The organism is Qipengyuania nanhaisediminis (genome assembly GCF_045862805.1).
GTDB classification, from domain to species: Bacteria; Pseudomonadota; Alphaproteobacteria; order Sphingomonadales; family Sphingomonadaceae; genus Erythrobacter; species Erythrobacter nanhaisediminis_A.
The window spans coordinates 1,032,431-1,048,045 of sequence record NZ_AP025760.1; the positions used below are offsets into that span (position 1 = coordinate 1,032,431).

Below are 15,615 nucleotides of genomic sequence, written 5' to 3' on the forward strand. Positions count from 1 at the left end.
AATTGTGCGCCGATTTTTGGCGCGCATATCCAAGGGGACTGAAATGAACCGCTTTAGCAAGGGCACGCTCCTGGCTGGTACCATCATGGCTGGCGCCATGATTGCCACCCCGGCTTATGCCCAGGACGAAGACGCTGGCGCATCGGTACAATCCGGTGCTGCCGAGAACAGTGACGGCGACAACTTCATCGTTGTTACCGGCTCGCGCATTCAGCAGAAGAACGTCGATACCGCCGCTCCGGTGGCCGTCGTTGCTGCCGAGGAATTCGAGCTTTCGGGCACGGTGAACGTCGAAAACGTCGTCAACACCCTCCCGCAGGTTGTGCCGGGCACGACCTCCTTCTCGAACAACCCGGGTAACGGTACCGCCACGCTGAACCTGCGTGGTCTTGGCACCAACCGCACCCTGGTGCTGGTCAATGGCCGCCGCTGGGTGTCGTTCGACACCGCGCAGGTCGTCGACCTCAACACCATCCCTAACTTCCTGCTCGAATCGGTCGACGTTGTGACCGGTGGTGCTTCGGCCGTTTACGGTTCGGACGCCTTGGCCGGCGTCGTGAACTTCAACCTCAAGCGGGTTGAAGGTCTCGAAATGGGCGGTCAGTACTCGATCACCGAAGAAGGTGACGGCGCTTCCTACCAGGTCTACGGCGCCATCGGCACCAGCTTCGACGATGGTCGCGGTAACGCCACCGTCTACGCCGAATACTACAACCGTGAATCGGTCTTCCAGGGCGATCGCGCATTCTCGAACTTCGCACTCGGCGGCGAGACCTTCGGTCTCAACCTGCTGCAGTTCGGTTCGTCGACGCTTCCGAACGGCGTTCTGCGCTACACCGGTGGCGCCAACTCGAACACCGGCCTCCCGCCGGGCACCGAGTTCGGTAATGCTGGCGAAAGCGGCTTCGGCAACGGCGTTGTCTTTGACGACACCCCGGGCGATTTCCGCTTCCGTACCGGCGACACCTACAACTACGCACCGGTCAACTACCTGCAGATCCCGCAAGAGCGTTATCTGATGGGCGGTTACGCTGACTACGAATTCACTCCGGGCCACACCGCCTATACGGAAGTGACCTATGTCAACAACCGCGTGCAGCAGGAACTGGCCGCTACGCCGGTTACCGGCAACTTCAATGTCGACCTCGCCACCGTGCAGCCGTTCCTCATTCCGGGTGACTTCCAGCAGCTTCAGGACATCGACGCCGCTGAAACCGCTCAGAACAACGCTGACGGCGTTGCCGACGATCCGGGCGTGGTCAACTTCTTCGTCCAGCGTCGTACCATCGAAACCGGCGCGCGTAACTCGCTCGACGAGCGCAACGCGTTCCGCGTCCTGGCTGGTGTCCGCGGCGACATTACCGACAACCTGTTCTACGACGCGTATTACAGCTACGCTCGTACGCGTAACGCGAACGTCCAGGCCGGTAACATCTCGCGCTCGGCCTTCCAGGCTGGTCTCGACGGCACCGGTACGCCGATCAACATCTTCGGCCTCGGCACTCTGACCCCGGCAATGGTTCAGGCAATCTCGATCCAGGCACAGAACGGCGACATTTCCACTCAGGAAATCGCGTCGGCCTCGATCTCGGGCTTCCTGGGCAATTTCGGCATGGGTGCTGACGATGTCGGCTTCGCAGTCGGCGCCGAATATCGCGGCGTTGAATCGCGCTTCCTTCCGGACACCGCGCTTTCCTCGGGCGACGTCATCGGCTTCAACGCCGGTAACTCGACCGAAGGTAAGTACAACGTTCGCGAACTGTTCGCCGAGCTCAACGTTCCGATCTTCGAAACCGATGGCGGCCAGCGTCTCGAGCTGACGGGTGCAGCCCGTTACTCGGATTACTCGCTCGACGCGATCGGCGGCGTGTGGACCTATGCCGGCGGCGTGGAATTCCAGCCGATCGACCAGGTGACCCTGCGCGGTCAGTATCAGCGCGCCATCCGCGCGCCGAATGTCGGCGAACTGTTCGGCGGTCAGTCGATCGGTTTCCCGGGCGCGAACGACCCCTGTGCGGATCCGGCCAATGCCAACGACCAGACCGTCATCAACCTGTGTCAGGCGACCGGTGTTCCCGCTGGCAATGTTGGCGACCCCAACATTCAGCTGAACGCCCAGATCCCGGCACTGTTCGGTGGTAACCCGAACCTGCAGGAAGAAACCTCGGAAAGCTACACCTTCGGGATCGTGCTTCAGCCGAACTTCGCTCCGGGCCTCACCATCACGGCTGACTACTTCGACATCACCATCGATGACGCAGTGGCCGTGGCCGGTGGTAGCCTCCAGGGTCTTCTGGACCTCTGCTACCTGCAGATTCAGGACATCAACAGCGCGGCCTGTCAGGCCTTCGTCGGTACTCGTACCGGCAATGGTGCGATCACGGTCGCCAGCCCGCCGCTCGTGGGTAACGCGAACATTGCCTCGCTCGGCGTCAGCGGTGTTGACCTTGAAATCAACTACACCACCGACGTTGCGTTCGGCCTGTTCGAACAGGACTCGCGCCTCAACTTCAACTTCCTGGGCACCTACACCGAATCGAGCTTCTTCGTTCCGGTCGTCGGCCAGCCCACGACGGTTGAATGTGCTGGCCTGTTCGCAGGTCAGTGCGGCGAGCCCACGCCTGAGTACAAGTGGACTTCGCGTCTGTCGTGGATCGACGGCCCGCTGACCACCTCGGTGCGCTGGCGTCACCTCGACAGCGTTGATTCCGAAGACTCGATCCTTGTCGACCCGACGGGCGGCATCGATTACACTTCGTTCAACGGCATCAACACGATCGACAGCTACGACCTGTTCGACCTTTCGTTCTCGGTCGAAGCGTCCGAAAACGTGACGATCACGGCCGGTATCGACAACGTGTTCGATACGCTGCCGGGTGCGCCTGAGTTCGACGCGGCTGGCAACGTGACCAACCGTCCGAACAGCCTCCTGCTTGGTGACAACCAGGAGCAGGCGAACACCTACCCGAGCACCTACGACGTGCTTGGTCGCAAGTTCTTCGTTTCGGCTGCCTTCTCGTTCTAATCACGAGACAGCTCGAAATAAGAGCCACAAGAAAGGGGCGGCGGACTTCGGTTCGCCGCCCTTTTTCTTTGCGCCGATGAGCAGGTCGTGGTCGGGCCGGGCGTCGCAAAAAGCGCGCGGCGGACAGCATGACGGGCACGGCCACGCCGCCGCGTCAAAAATGCTGCGCTCGAGGCGCGATCAGTCGAAGGTCAGGAAGTCCGCCAGGGCGCGGCCCGAGGTGTCGCTCACCGGCGCGGTGCGGCGGTGTTCAAGCCCATGCGCGGCAAAGGCCGCGATCAGCTTGTCGCGCGCATCGGCGCGCTTGCAGGCCGCGGCAAGCGAGCGGATCCGCCCGATCTCGTTCTTCGCCTGCGCCTCGATTGCGCCGATCGTCTCGATGATCGAACCGACGCCCGCGCGCTGGCCCATCAGGCACGAACGGCGGATGGCCTCGGGGATTTCCCATGCAGGCGAAGATTGACCGTATTTCCGGGCCCCTGCCTGGGCTACCTTGGCGGCGAATTTCGCCGCGCCGTCGATTCCCGGAGGTCCCTCGGACAGGGCTGCGCGGACCTTGCGCGCGACGCCCTTCTCCTTGAGCGCCCAGAGCAATTCGCGCTGGCGCTTCTTGTTGTGTTCGAGGATCGGCCCGTCGCCGCGATGGACCATCAGGCCAACCTTGCCGCCCGGCGCGAGCACGCGCGCGATCTCAGCGGCGACCGCTTTCACATCGCCATATTCGAAGCCGAACTGGCTCACCACGGCGGCGAAGCTGTCATCGCCAAAGGGCAGGTCTTCCATTGCCACTCCGCCGCGCGTCCGGGTGCCTTCGGGCGGTGCGGGGAGGGTCGGGGCTAGGTCGATCCCCTCGAGCGCGAGATCGGGGCGCACGGCCCGCATCCAGCCGAGCACGCGCCCGTCGCCGGTCGCAAGGTCGAGCACCCGTGCGGCGTGGTCGAGCCCTGCGACAAAGCCGTTCCACGCCCCGCGCTGCGCCTGTTCGATCGCTGCCCAGCGGTCAGGCAGGCAGCCATTGGCATTGCCGCCTGCATTGCTGGCCCAGAAATCGCCCCATGCCTTTGCATCGTCCGTCATGCTGTTGCCCTAGCGCGGTAGGCTGACCACGTCGAATGCCACGGTCATGCGTTCTGCGGATTGCGCGCCCGCGCCGCCAAACCGGGTGGTGCCGTGGTAAAGCGTCGATGGAAACAGCGCGAGATGCCCCTCTTGCGGCTCGATGCTGCGCAAAGGCGGCAGGTCGAGCCCGAGATCGGGCGGCGGACGCCCCACTTCGAGCCAGCCGCCTTTGCCGCCTCCATGCGCGGCTGCGGGAACGACGAGGTAGAGCGCGCTCGAGACGATGCCCAGCGGGTGGATATGCGCGGTGTGATAATCGCCCGCGCCGCTGCCGCCGCCGGTCAGCCGCACCGACCATGATCCCGCCAGCCGCCAGTTATCCTCGCGGTGGCGCAGCAGCGGGTGGCTGTCGTCGCGCACGGGCAGGTCGGCGCGGTAGCTGGCGAGCGTCGTGCGGATCGCCTCGTGCAATTCGGCTAACAGCGGCTCGGTGCGGTGAAAGAGGATGCCGCGGGTCTGCGTCCCGCCGCGCAGGCTCTGGCCTAGCGGCATGGCCGAGCGCGAATGGAGCGCGCGCAGTTCGCCGGTCACGTCGCCGAGCAGGCCCTCGCGCGCCTCGAGGGGGCGCAACTGGACGAGCTTCGCCTGTTCGTGCAGCCATTGCGCGCGGTTGTCGCCCGACAACCGCCAGACGATCCCGCGCAGTGCCCAGCCGGAAATGTCCCAGGGATTGGCGGCGAGGACCCGGTCGAGCAGGGCGTCGGCTCGCGCGATTTCGCCGCTGCGAATGCGGTGGCGCGCCTCGTGCAGCGCGCGCATGGGATTGTCGATCGGGCATTGGGCCCACAGCGCCTCGGCCCGCTCCCATTGCCCCGCGCTCCCGGCATGGACCGCCTCGAGCAGGGTGAAATGCGGCTCGCGGGGAAATCGCTCGCGCGCTTCGGCCGCGATGTCGGCGGCCTGGGCCGCGTGGTCGAGACCTGCCAGCGTCTCGATATGGGCGGCGGCGATATTGGGGTCCTGCGGGGCCCTGGCCGCGGCCTTGCGGAACGGCGCGGCAAAGTCCTTCTCGCCCGCGGCAAGCAGCAGCCCGGCGTGAAAGGTCAGCGCAGCGATGAAACCCGGCGCCTGGTCGCACAATTGCTCGGCAATCACCCGCGCGCCTTGGCTGTTGCCATCGACTTCGAGCGCCTGCGCCTTGCCGAGCCATAGATCGGCTTCGCCCGGATTGACCTGGAGCGCGCGGTCGAACCGCGCCAGCGCATCCGCTTCGCCGCGTTCGATCGCGACCCGCGCGCGGCCATGGAGCGCGAGCTTGTAGCCCGGGTCGCGTGCAATCGCGGCGTCGTACCAGCGCGCCGCCTCTGCCAGTTCGCCGACTTCGCGCGCGCAGCTGGCGCGCACCGATCCGTATTTCGCAATTGTCGCCCCTTCGCGCTCGACAGCGCGCAGGATCTCGAGCGCTTCGCCCGCACGACCGAGCCGCTGGAGCGCGATCGCGTGGTTGAGCGCGTATTCGCAATGGCCGGGATCCGCCTTGCTCGCGGCGGCGAAGCTGCGTTCGGCCGAGCCGATATCGCCTGCACGCATGGCGAGGTTGCCCGCCGCATTGGCGATCACCGGATCGCCCGGACACGTGGTCGACGCATCGGCAAGCGTCTTGCGCGCGCCGGCGAGGTCGCCTGCCGCCTCCAGGCTCCGGGCGCGTGCGATCCAGTCTGCCGCAGTCCGGGGCGTCATCTGGTGCGCAGCCATCCGGTGACGGCGATCCGCCCGATCGGCGCGAAGGGCGGGACATAGCTGACGAGATGCGCTTGCGGCACCTTGAACAGGTTGAGCGCATTGAAACGCGGGCGGAACCCTTCGACAATATCGCCCTCCTCGTCGAGGAAGGTGAGATAGCCGCCCCAGTCGGGGTGCCAGTCGGGCGGCGCGAAGTTCAGGACATAGGCGACCTCCCAGCCTTCGGCGACATGGCTGTCGATATGGCGGCCGAGATAGTGGTTGGGGGCATAGAGGGTGGCTTGCCCGTCGGCCTTTACCAGCGCGTCGATCCCGGTCACCTCGCGCACGAGGCCGAGGAACGGCTCGGCGTTGAGATGTTCGAGCAGGATTTCGTGCGGGCCGCCCGGGTCCCAGCCTTCCTGCACCGCGGTAAGGATCGGGTAGTGCGCGAAGCGAAAGCCGTATTCGCCGCGCGCCGAGTTCTGCTGCGCTGCCATCGCGGCGGCGTTGACGCGGTTCTGGCCTTCGGGCGTGCGCGTCTCTTCCATCCGGAAGCTCTGCCGGTTTTCGTCACCTGCCCCTGTCGCCATGCCCCATCTGGTCCCCTTGGCGAGCACCTTGAGCACTTCGTGTGCGCTCTCTTCGGTCAGGACGTCGCGGATCTGCACGCGCCCGGTCGCGGCGAAGCGGGCGGCGAGCGCGGCGCGGTCAAGCGCGGGATTGAGTTCGAACAGTGTCTTCATGCGCGAGCAGCACTAGCCAAACCGGGACCCAATTGACCAGTTGATTTCGCGTGCGCGCTCCCATAGGCCGGTGGCAAATCGCAACGTTTACGTAAACGGCAGGAGCAAGGTCCCCATGAGCAATACGCCCACAGCCTATATCGTCAGCGCGGTCCGCACCGCAGGGGGCCGCCGCGGTGGCCGGCTGGCAGGGGTGCACCCGGTCGATCTGCTTGCCAGGTCGCTCGACGCGGCGCTGGACCGGAGCGGGATCGACCCGGAGGCGGTCGACGATGTCATCACCGGCTGCGTGACCCAGGCGGGCGAACAGGCGATGCAGGTCGGGCGGATGGGCGTGCTTGCCAGCAAGCTGCCGCAATCGACCCCGGCGGTGACGATCGACCGGCAATGCGGGTCGAGCCAGCAGGCGATCCAGTTCGCGAGCCAGGCCGTGATGAGCGGGACGCAGGACGTGGTGATCGCGAGCGGGGTTGAAAGCATGAGCCGCGTTCCGATGGGCTCGAATGCGACCTTTCACATGAAGGAGGGGCTGGGCCATTACATGTCGCCCGAATTGCAGGCGCAATATCCCGGCATCCAGTTCTCGCAATTCATGGGCGCGGAAATGATCGCCGAAAAGCATGGCTTTTCGAAGGACCAGCTCGATGCCTACGCGCTCGAGAGCCACATGCGCGCGATCAAGGCGACCGAGAGCGGCGCTTTCGAGGACGAGATCGTGCCGGTCGAGATCGAGACGGCCGACGGCACCGAGATGCACAAGGTCGATGAAGGCATCCGTTTCGACGCGACGCTCGAAGGGATCGCCTCGGTCAAGCTGATCAATCCCGAAGGCAGGATCAGCGCCGCCACCGCGAGCCAGATCTGCGACGGGTCATCGGCGGTGATGGTGGTGAGCGAGGAGGCGCTGAAGCGCCACGGCCTCACCCCGCTGGCGCGCATCCACAACCTCACCGTGACCGCGGGCGATCCGGTCATCATGCTCGAAGAACCGCTGTTCGCGACCGATCGCGCGCTCGAACGCGCCGGCATGAAGATTGGCGACATCGACCTCTACGAAGTTAACGAGGCCTTTGCCCCGGTGCCCCTGGCATGGCTCAAGCACACCGGTGCCGATCCCGACCGGCTCAACGTCCATGGCGGGGCGATCGCGCTCGGCCATCCGCTGGGGGCGAGCGGGACGAAATTGATGGCAACGCTTGTCCACGCGCTCAAACGGCACGACAAGAGATACGGATTGCAGACGATGTGCGAAGGCGGCGGCGTCGCCAATGTCACCATCGTCGAGCGCCTTTGACCCGATCACCGATACCAACCTTTCGAAAAAGGAACATTTCATGGAAGTTTCAGCCAACACTCCCGCCGTCGTGACCGGCGGCGCATCCGGCCTCGGCGCGGCGACCGCGCGCGCACTGGCCGCCAAGGGCGCCAAGGTCGCGATCTTCGACATGAACGAGGAGAAGGGCGAAGCCATGGCCGCAGAGCTCGGCGGCGTGTTCTGCAAGGTCAACGTGACCAGTGACGACGATGTCGATGCCGGCTTTGCCAAGGCGCGCGAGGCGCACGGCCAGGAACGCATTCTCGTCAATTGCGCCGGCATCGGCAACGCGATCAAGACCGCCAGCCGCGACAAGCAGACCGGCGAGATCAAGCATTTCCCGATCTCTGCCTTCGATTTCGTCATCCAGGTCAACCTGATCGGCACCTTCCGCTGCATCGCCAAGTCGGCAGCGGGCATGATGACCCTCGACCCGCTGAGCGAGGACGGCGATCGCGGCGCGATCGTCAATACTGCGAGCGTCGCCGCCGAAGACGGCCAGATCGGCCAGGCGGCCTATTCGGCCTCGAAGGGCGGGGTGGTCGGCATGACCCTGCCGATCGCGCGCGACCTGATGCGCGAGGGCATTCGCGTGAACACCATTCTTCCGGGCATCTTCAACACCCCGCTGATGAACGCCGCGCCCCCGCAGGTGAAGGAAGCGCTCGCCGCGAGCGTGCCGTTCCCCAAGCGGCTCGGCAATCCGGAAGAATATGCCAAGCTTGCCATGTGCATGATCGAGACCGGCTATTTCAACGGCGAGGACGTGCGCCTCGACGGCGGCATCCGCATGGCGCCGCGCTAAAACGCCTATCCGCGCGCCCGGGCTGCCGCTGGCGGTCCGGGCGTGCCGTTTTTCAACGCGCAGCGATAGTGGTGCTGGCCTCGGCCTCGTCGATCGGGAGCCAGACCGGCTGCCGCCCCAGCCTTGCATTGAAACGCGCATTGAAGGTGCGCGGATCGGGCTCGGTGCTGTCGAGCGCCGGTCCGTAGCGGTGGCGCACTGCCGCACGGTCATATCCCATCAGCGCGAGGACCCAGGGGAATATTCGGTAATGGCTCCCCTCGGAAAGTGCCTCGTGCGGGATAGCGAGTTCAACCCCGCCTGACAGCACGACCAGCGGCACCGCGCCTTCGACCGCGCGCGGTTCGGGAGTGCAATGGGTGGCGAGCCCCGCCGCGCCATTGGCATGCAGGTCCTGGCCGTGATCCGAAGTGTAGATCAGCACCGCATCGTCGAGCTTCGCCTTGTCGAGCAACGCCTCGAAAAATCTCCCGACATTCCAGCGCAGCGTGTTGCGATAGGAATTGCGGTAACGCTGCCAGCTCTGCGCGGTCCCGTCGAACCCGTCGCGCAGTCCGGTATCCGAGATCGCGCCATAGCGGCCGCGTTCGAGCACTGGCGTCTCGACCATGAAGGCGTCGGGAAACTTGTCATGGACGGGGAAATGCGCGCCGACCTTGTTGACGAGCACGAAGCTCGGCTCGGTTGACGACAGGGCGCGGGCGAGCGCATCGGCCGCGGCCATGTCGCGGTCCACCACAGCCACGTCGTCGAACTGGATGTGCGCATCGATCAGCGCCAGTTCGTCCTCGCCCATCGCGTTGTGGAGCGCGCCGCCGGTGCGCTGCGCGTCGATATAGACCGTGCGCATCCCGGCCTTGCGGGCATAGGCCCAGATCGAGGGGCCGCTGGCGATGGTCTCGCGGTAATTGTCGCGCCTGCCTCCGAACCGCAGCGCAAGGTTCGTCCCCATGCTGCAATTGGTGATCGAGGGCACGATGCCGAAATTGGCCATCGCGATATCGGCGGGTAGGCTGGTGAGCGGGGTTGCGATGCCTGTCGCGGAGGTGACATCGAGATGGGCGGGCGCGATGCTTTCATCGACGATCAGGACGACATGGCGCGCTTTGGCAGGGCCGTTGCGGGGCAGGGCGGGCTCCTCGCGCGGGCCGCCGGGCGCGGCGACCGTTTCTGCCGCGAACAATGCGAGATAGGCGATCGTCGGATAGCTCGGCGCGATGCCCCTGGCCCCGTCGCCGCCGCGTGCGAACAGCAGGGCGGTAACAGAGAGCAAAGCGAGGACCGGCAGCGCGGTCACGACAGGGGCGAGGCGCTGCACCCGGTCCTTCGCGCGTCCGGCAGGCGCCAGTCCGATCGCCACCGCGAGCAGGAGCGAAAGCGCGGCAGGTCCCGCCATTCGTCCGGCGAATTGCGCCGCGGCCTCGCCGGCAAATCCCGCTGACATGAGCAGGGTGACGAAGACGTCATAGGTCATGAAACCGCCGGTGATCGCCTCGGATGCGCTGGCAACGAAAGCACCGCCTGCAAAGACCAGCGCCGCGCCGAGGCGGACCGGGCGCGACGGGATGTATGCAGCGGCGATGATACCCAGCAGGGTCCAGCCAAGGAGGACGAAATAGGCGATCAGAGAGGCGCTTGCCCCGAGGCCCGCGACCCGCTCGGCGACCGGACCGGGCAAAACGAGCGCGGCCCACAGCGCGATCAGCACAGGCTTGACGAGGCCTGCGCGCGCGTGCGCCGGGCGATGCCTGTCGGTTGCCGTGTCTGCCTGTCGTTGAACCATGGTGCTTCCTACCACCTGCGCGCGCGGTGGCGTTTTCGTTTTGCAAGCGCTGTCCGATATCGGGAAGAATGCCTGCAAAATCGTGAAAATCGCCTGATTGCGCCGGATCGCGCCGCTATCGGGGCAAATTCGCCTGTTCCTTGGGCCTTCCGGCTGTGCCAGACATGGCTGCAAGGAGAAGACAGGCAATGAGCGAATTCACGCAGATCCGGCTCGACAAGTCCGATGACGGGATCGCCACGATCACCTTGAATCGGCCCGAGAAAATGAACGCATTTACCCGCGTTATGGGGGCAGAAATCATCGCGGCGATGGACGATATCGATGCCGATGACGCGGTGCGCGCGGTGATCTTTACAGGCGCGGGCGAAAAGGCGTTCTGCGCGGGCGCGGACCTGACGCCCGAAGGCGGCGGACACGTCTTTTCCGATCCCGAAGAGGTCGAGGATTTGTCCGATGAGCGCGTGCGCGACGGGGGCGGGCTGGTGACCTTGCGGTTGTTCGAATCGACCAAGCCGCTGATCAGCGCCTGCAACGGGGTCGCGGTCGGGATCGGCGCGACGATGCAGCTGGCGATGGATATCCGCCTTGCCGCGACCCACGCGCGCTATGGTTTCGTGTTCGCCCGGCGCGGGATCGTGCCCGAGGCCGCTTCGAGCTGGTTCCTGCCGCGGATCGTCGGGATCAGCCAGGCGCTCGAATGGTGTTATTCGGGCAAGGTATTCGATGCCGAGGAAGCGCGCGCAGGCGGGCTGGTGCGATCGCTTCACGCGCCCGAGGACCTGCTCGACGAAGCCCGCAAGCTCGCGCGCGAGATCGCCGCGAACACCTCGGCGGTGTCGGTGGCAATGACGCGGGCGATGATGTGGCGGCTGATGAACACCGATCACCCGATGGAAGCGCACAGGATCGACAGCCGGGCGATCTATCGCCTGTCGCGCGGGGCCGATGCCAGGGAAGGGATCGCCAGCTTCCTCGAGAAGCGCAATCCGGTCTATCCGGGCAAGGTCAGCGAGGACATGCCCGATTTCTATCCCTGGTGGGACACGCGCGGCTACGAATAGGCGCGATCCGCTTGCGCGCGAGGTGGTTTCATGGGAAACCAATTCGCATGAACAACACCAGCCTTTCGCCCGAAGCGCCTGCGCGCGGCGGCGACACCGATTACCAGCTCAAGAGCTTCCTGCCTTACCAGCTCTCGGTCGCCTCGAACGCGGTCAGCGCGCTGATTGCCGAGCGTTACCGCAAGCGGTTCGGCCTCAAGGTGCCCGAATGGCGGGTCATGGCAGTGCTCGGAGACGCGGCGAGCGCGGGCGGGCGGCTGACCCAGCGCGACCTTGCCGAGGCGACGCTGATGGACAAGGTCGCGGTCAACCGCGCTTGCAAGGTGCTCGAGGAGCGCGGCCTGATCGCGCGCGCCGAAAATGTCCGCGATGGCCGTTCGCACCTGCTCGAACTGACCGGCGAAGGCGAAGGGATCTACCGCGAAGTGATGCCGATGGCGCGCGCGACCGAACGCGAACTGTTCGACGGTTTCGCTCCCAGCGAGGAAGCGGCCCTGCGCGAGATGCTCGGCCGGATGCGGGCCCGCGCGGTGGCTTTGGCAGGGCAGGGCGGCTGAAGCGGGAGCCGGATTGCCGGCACATAGCTGCAGACATGGAAAAACGGGGCCGATCCGCGCCTGAATGGATCGGCCCCGTTTCCTTTTGCCCGTCGGGCTGCCCCGGTTTTACTCGGGGTTGATCAGCGCGTCGGAGATCGAGCAGGCCGCAGGGCCGAGAATGACGATGAACAGCACCGGCAGGATGAACAGGATCAGCGGCACGGTCATGATCGCGGGCAGGCGCGCGGCCTTTTCCTCGGCGCGCATCATCCGCTCGTTGCGGAATTCGGCCGAGAGCACGCGCAGCGCCGATGCCAGCGGAGTGCCGTAGCGCTCGGTCTGGATCATGGTGGTCACGACGCCCTTCACCGCTTCGAGATCGACGCGGTAGGCAAAGTTGTCGAAGGCCAGCTTGCGTTCGTTGAGGAACGACAATTCGATCGCGGTGAGCGCGAATTCATCGCCCAGTTCGGGATAGGCCCGGCCCAGTTCCTTGGCGACGCGGTTGAAGGCGGCATCGACGGTGAGACCGGCCTCGGCGCAGATGACGAGCAGGTCGAGCGCGTCGGGAAGGCCCTTCTGGATCTCCTTGGTGCGCTTGGCCGACTTGTTCGACAGGTAAAGCTCGGGCCCCTTGTATCCGGCGAACAGCAGCGCTGCCATCGCCATGAACTTGTAGAAATCGCTTTCCATGTCCCAGGTGTTGAAGACGTAGATCGTCAGGAAACCGAACACCCCGAACACCACCGGCAGCACCAGGCGCAGGCCGATGACGATCACCGCCAGTTCCTTGTTGCGATAGCCGGCATGGGCCAGCTTCTGCTGGACGATCGAGATCTGGCTTTCCTGCAAGACATTCATCTTGCCCAGCGAATCCTTGACCTTGTCGGTCGTGTCGGACTTGCGAACGAGGCTCGCGCGCTTCTTGGTCCCGCCGGTGACGATACCGGCTTTCAGCTCGTCGCGGCGTTCGTTGAGCGCCTTGACGCGCTTTGCCATCGGGTCCTTGATCGTGATCGCGGCATAGACCGCCATGATCACCGCGAAGGCGGCAAGCCCTGCAAGGATCGTCCCGACGATAACGACGTCGAAGCCGAGCAGCGTGGGTCCGGGTGTCTGGTTCAACATGGTTTCTCTGGCTCCCGGATCAGATCTCGAAATTGACCATCTTGGCCATGATGAAGACGCCGATGCTCATCCACACCAGCCCGCCGAGGCCGGCGACGATCAGGCGATCCTCGTAGAAGAACCCGCCGATATAGTCCGGGTTGATCCAGTAGATCAGGCCGAAGACGATGAACGGGAGCGAGCCGACGATGATGGCCGATGCTTTCGATTCCGAGCTCATCGCCTTGATCTTGAGCTTCATCTGCGAACGCTTGCGCAGAACGTCGGCAAGGTTCGACAGCGTTTCGGCAAGGTTGCCCCCGGTTTCGCGCTGGATCGCGAGGGTGATGCAGAAGAAGTTGAATTCCGAAATGCCGAGCCGGTCAGCGGTTTCCTGGAGCGAATCCTCCATGGTCTTGCCGATCTTGATGCGCTCGACCACGCCCTTGAACTCGATGCCGACAGGGCCGGGCACTTCCTGTGCGACCACTGCGAGCGTTTCGGTCACCGGCAGGCCCGAACGCAGGCCGCGCACGAGCAGCTCGATCGCGTCGGGAAACTTGGCGGTGAACTGGTTGGTGCGCTTGTTGATGAAGAACCCGACCAGCATGTGCGGGATACCGAGGCCCGCGACCAGGCCCACGCCGAGCGCAAGCAGCGCCGCGCCGGTCTGGAGAAAGAGGATCACCGCGACCGCCATCCACAGGCCGAGCGAGGCATAGACATATTGCGAAAGCGTCCAGCCCTTGCCGGTGCGGTCGAGCCGCATGGCGAGCGCTTCGGTGCGCGAACCTGCGCCCTTGACGTTGTGGGCCTTGGGCTTGCGCGCGGCGATCGCCTTCTTGAGTTGCGATTCGACCTTGGTCGTCGTGTTTTCCGAGTGGCGATAGCGCAGCGCATCGAGGCGGCGTTTCTGCGCCTTGCCCGCGCCCGATCCGGTCACGAGCAGGTAGCCGGCGACCATGACGGCGAAGATCACCACTGTGATCAGCAGGGTCTGAAAGAAGTCCATGTCGCTCGTATCCCGCCTGTTCGTTACCTAGTGTCGTTTCGTACCGGACCGTCTGAGCACCGCGATTGCGTGTCCCTGGATCGGCCCGTTGCCCGTGCCCCGGGGAGGGCGGGGGCCGATCCGTGCCGGCGCCCCGTATTGCCCCCCGTTGCCCTTATTCGGCCGGTTCGGCCTCGCTCTTGTCCTTCTTGGCCAGAAGGCTCTTGAAGTCGAAGCCGCCGAGAAGCGACTTCTTCTCCTCGGTCACCGAAGCGAGGTCTTCCTCGCTCGCGCCCATGATGCGTTCGGCGATCTGCTTGATCGTCACGGTCGCCTTCGAGGACTTGTTGGCCTCGACGAAGACCTGGCCGAGCTTGGCCGCGTTCGACGCCGCCTTGACATCGTAGGGCACGAGGAAATCGATCTTGCGTTCGATCGAGGCCTCGAAATCGGCCTTGCTGATTTCGGCCACCGACGGCTGCACCTTGTTGGCGACGATCATCGGGTGGGCGTGAGCGGCGTTGGTCTTCAGCCACGACAGGATACGGATCGTGTCGCGCGCCGAAGCCAGGGTCAGCTCGCAGGTCAGCAGAACGAGGTTCACGTCTGCCAGCAGATGCGGGAAGTTGATCAGCATGTTGCGCGGCAGGTCGATGACGGTCATTTCGAACGCCTGGCGGAATTCTTCCTCCAGTTGCACGAAGGCCGCGCCATCGGTCATCAGCGGCTGGCTGATCGGCGCTTCGGCCGACAGGATCGAGAGATTGTCATTGGCGCGGATCATCGCACGCTCGATGAACAGGCCGTCGATCCGGCTGGGATTGTCGATCGCATCGGTCAGGCCGCGGCCCGGCTCGAGATCGAGCGCGAGAGCGCCGGTCCCGAAATGGACATCGAGATCGAGCAGCGCGGTCGGCGCCTGGTGGGTGTCGCTGAACAGCCATGCGAGCGAGGTCGCAAGCGTCGAGGAACCCGAACCGCCGCGCGTCCCGACCACCGCGGTCGAGATGTGCCGCTTGACCGCTTCGCCGTCACCGGCCTTGGGCGCGGTGAAGACCGTCAACGCGCCGTTGAGCGCATCGTGCACGGCCTGGGCGTTGAGCGGCTTGAGCAGGTAATCGTGGATCCCGCTGGCGAGCAGGTCGCGATAGAGGCGCACGTCGTTGACCTGGCCGATCGCGATCACGACCGTGCCCGGCTCGCACACTTCTGCAAGCGCGTTGATATCGTTGAGCGGGTCACCGCTTTCCGACAGGTCGACCACCAGGATGGCGGGAGAGGCGCTGACAGAGAGCGACTGGATCGCGTTGCGAAGTCCGCCCTTGTTGCACTTTTCCGGAGCCCAGCCCATTTCGATGACGACCGGACGCAGCACGTCGAGCGCGGCATCGTCGCAGATATAGGCGGCGAAGGGATCGCGATTGCCGGGAAGGCCCGATTTCCAGGGAGCATTCATGGG

General features: G+C 65.0%; 12 protein-coding genes. 5 read left to right on the plus strand and 7 right to left on the minus strand.

Going from position 1 to position 15,615, the window contains the following annotated elements:
* Positions 1 to 43: 43 nt before the first annotated feature.
* Entirely contained in the window at positions 44 to 3,025 is a 2,982-nt protein-coding gene (locus ACKTSM_RS04925) for a TonB-dependent receptor domain-containing protein (RefSeq protein WP_407876011.1), read from the plus strand.
* Positions 3,026 to 3,205: 180 nt separating this feature from the next.
* Here the strand turns inward: ACKTSM_RS04925 and ACKTSM_RS04930 are convergent, their stop codons facing one another.
* Genes ACKTSM_RS04930 through ACKTSM_RS04940 form a run of 3 tightly spaced genes read right to left on the minus strand, consistent with a single transcriptional unit; the run spans position 3,206 to position 6,552 of the window.
* A complete protein-coding gene (locus ACKTSM_RS04930; RefSeq protein ID WP_407876012.1) occupies positions 3,206 to 4,102 on the minus strand; it encodes a class I SAM-dependent methyltransferase in 897 nt (298 codons plus the stop codon).
* A 9-nt stretch (positions 4,103 to 4,111) separates the two neighbouring features.
* Entirely contained in the window at positions 4,112 to 5,824 is a 1,713-nt protein-coding gene (locus ACKTSM_RS04935; protein ID WP_407876013.1) for a putative 2OG-Fe(II) oxygenase, read from the minus strand.
* A complete protein-coding gene (locus ACKTSM_RS04940) occupies positions 5,821 to 6,552 on the minus strand; it encodes a 2OG-Fe(II) oxygenase (protein ID WP_407876014.1) in 732 nt (243 codons plus the stop codon). The genes ACKTSM_RS04935 and ACKTSM_RS04940 overlap by 4 nt, the downstream gene beginning before the upstream one ends.
* A 115-nt stretch (positions 6,553 to 6,667) precedes the next feature.
* On the opposite strand from ACKTSM_RS04940, the gene ACKTSM_RS04945 reads away from it, so the two are divergent.
* Together ACKTSM_RS04945 and ACKTSM_RS04950 are read left to right on the plus strand one after the other, a co-directional pair.
* On the plus strand, positions 6,668 to 7,846 hold the full coding sequence (locus ACKTSM_RS04945) for an acetyl-CoA C-acetyltransferase (RefSeq protein WP_407876015.1): 1,179 nt from the start codon (positions 6,668 to 6,670) through the stop codon (positions 7,844 to 7,846).
* A gap of 40 nt (positions 7,847 to 7,886) precedes the next feature.
* A complete protein-coding gene (locus ACKTSM_RS04950) occupies positions 7,887 to 8,672 on the plus strand; it encodes an SDR family NAD(P)-dependent oxidoreductase (protein WP_407876016.1) in 786 nt (261 codons plus the stop codon).
* A 52-nt stretch (positions 8,673 to 8,724) separates the two neighbouring features.
* On the opposite strand, the gene ACKTSM_RS04955 is transcribed toward ACKTSM_RS04950, so the two are convergent.
* Positions 8,725 to 10,455 carry a sulfatase-like hydrolase/transferase gene (locus ACKTSM_RS04955; protein ID WP_407876017.1) on the minus strand — a complete coding sequence of 577 codons (1,731 nt, stop codon included), beginning with the start codon at positions 10,453 to 10,455 and terminating at the stop codon, positions 8,725 to 8,727.
* A 188-nt stretch (positions 10,456 to 10,643) separates the two neighbouring features.
* Here ACKTSM_RS04955 and ACKTSM_RS04960 point away from each other — a divergent pair, with 188 nt between their 5' ends.
* Positions 10,644 to 11,519: a crotonase/enoyl-CoA hydratase family protein gene (locus tag ACKTSM_RS04960; protein ID WP_407876018.1), complete on the plus strand. Its 876-nt coding sequence runs from the start codon at positions 10,644 to 10,646 to the stop codon at positions 11,517 to 11,519.
* A gap of 47 nt (positions 11,520 to 11,566) precedes the next feature.
* Positions 11,567 to 12,076: a MarR family winged helix-turn-helix transcriptional regulator gene (locus tag ACKTSM_RS04965; RefSeq protein ID WP_407876019.1), complete on the plus strand. Its 510-nt coding sequence runs from the start codon at positions 11,567 to 11,569 to the stop codon at positions 12,074 to 12,076.
* Between the two features lie 108 nt (positions 12,077 to 12,184).
* Here ACKTSM_RS04965 and ACKTSM_RS04970 read toward each other — a convergent pair whose 3' ends face one another.
* The 3 genes from ACKTSM_RS04970 to ACKTSM_RS04980 form a co-directional block, all read right to left on the minus strand.
* Positions 12,185 to 13,186, minus strand: coding sequence for a type II secretion system F family protein (locus ACKTSM_RS04970; RefSeq protein WP_407876020.1), 1,002 nt, complete (start codon positions 13,184 to 13,186; stop codon positions 12,185 to 12,187).
* Positions 13,187 to 13,205: 19 nt separating this feature from the next.
* Positions 13,206 to 14,177 (minus strand): type II secretion system F family protein, encoded by a 972-nt coding sequence (locus ACKTSM_RS04975; protein WP_407876021.1) that lies wholly within the window; start codon positions 14,175 to 14,177, stop codon positions 13,206 to 13,208.
* Positions 14,178 to 14,331: 154 nt separating this feature from the next.
* Positions 14,332 to 15,612, minus strand: coding sequence for a pilus assembly protein CpaE (locus ACKTSM_RS04980; protein ID WP_407876022.1), 1,281 nt, complete (start codon positions 15,610 to 15,612; stop codon positions 14,332 to 14,334).
* Between the last annotated feature and the right edge of the window lie 3 nt (positions 15,613 to 15,615).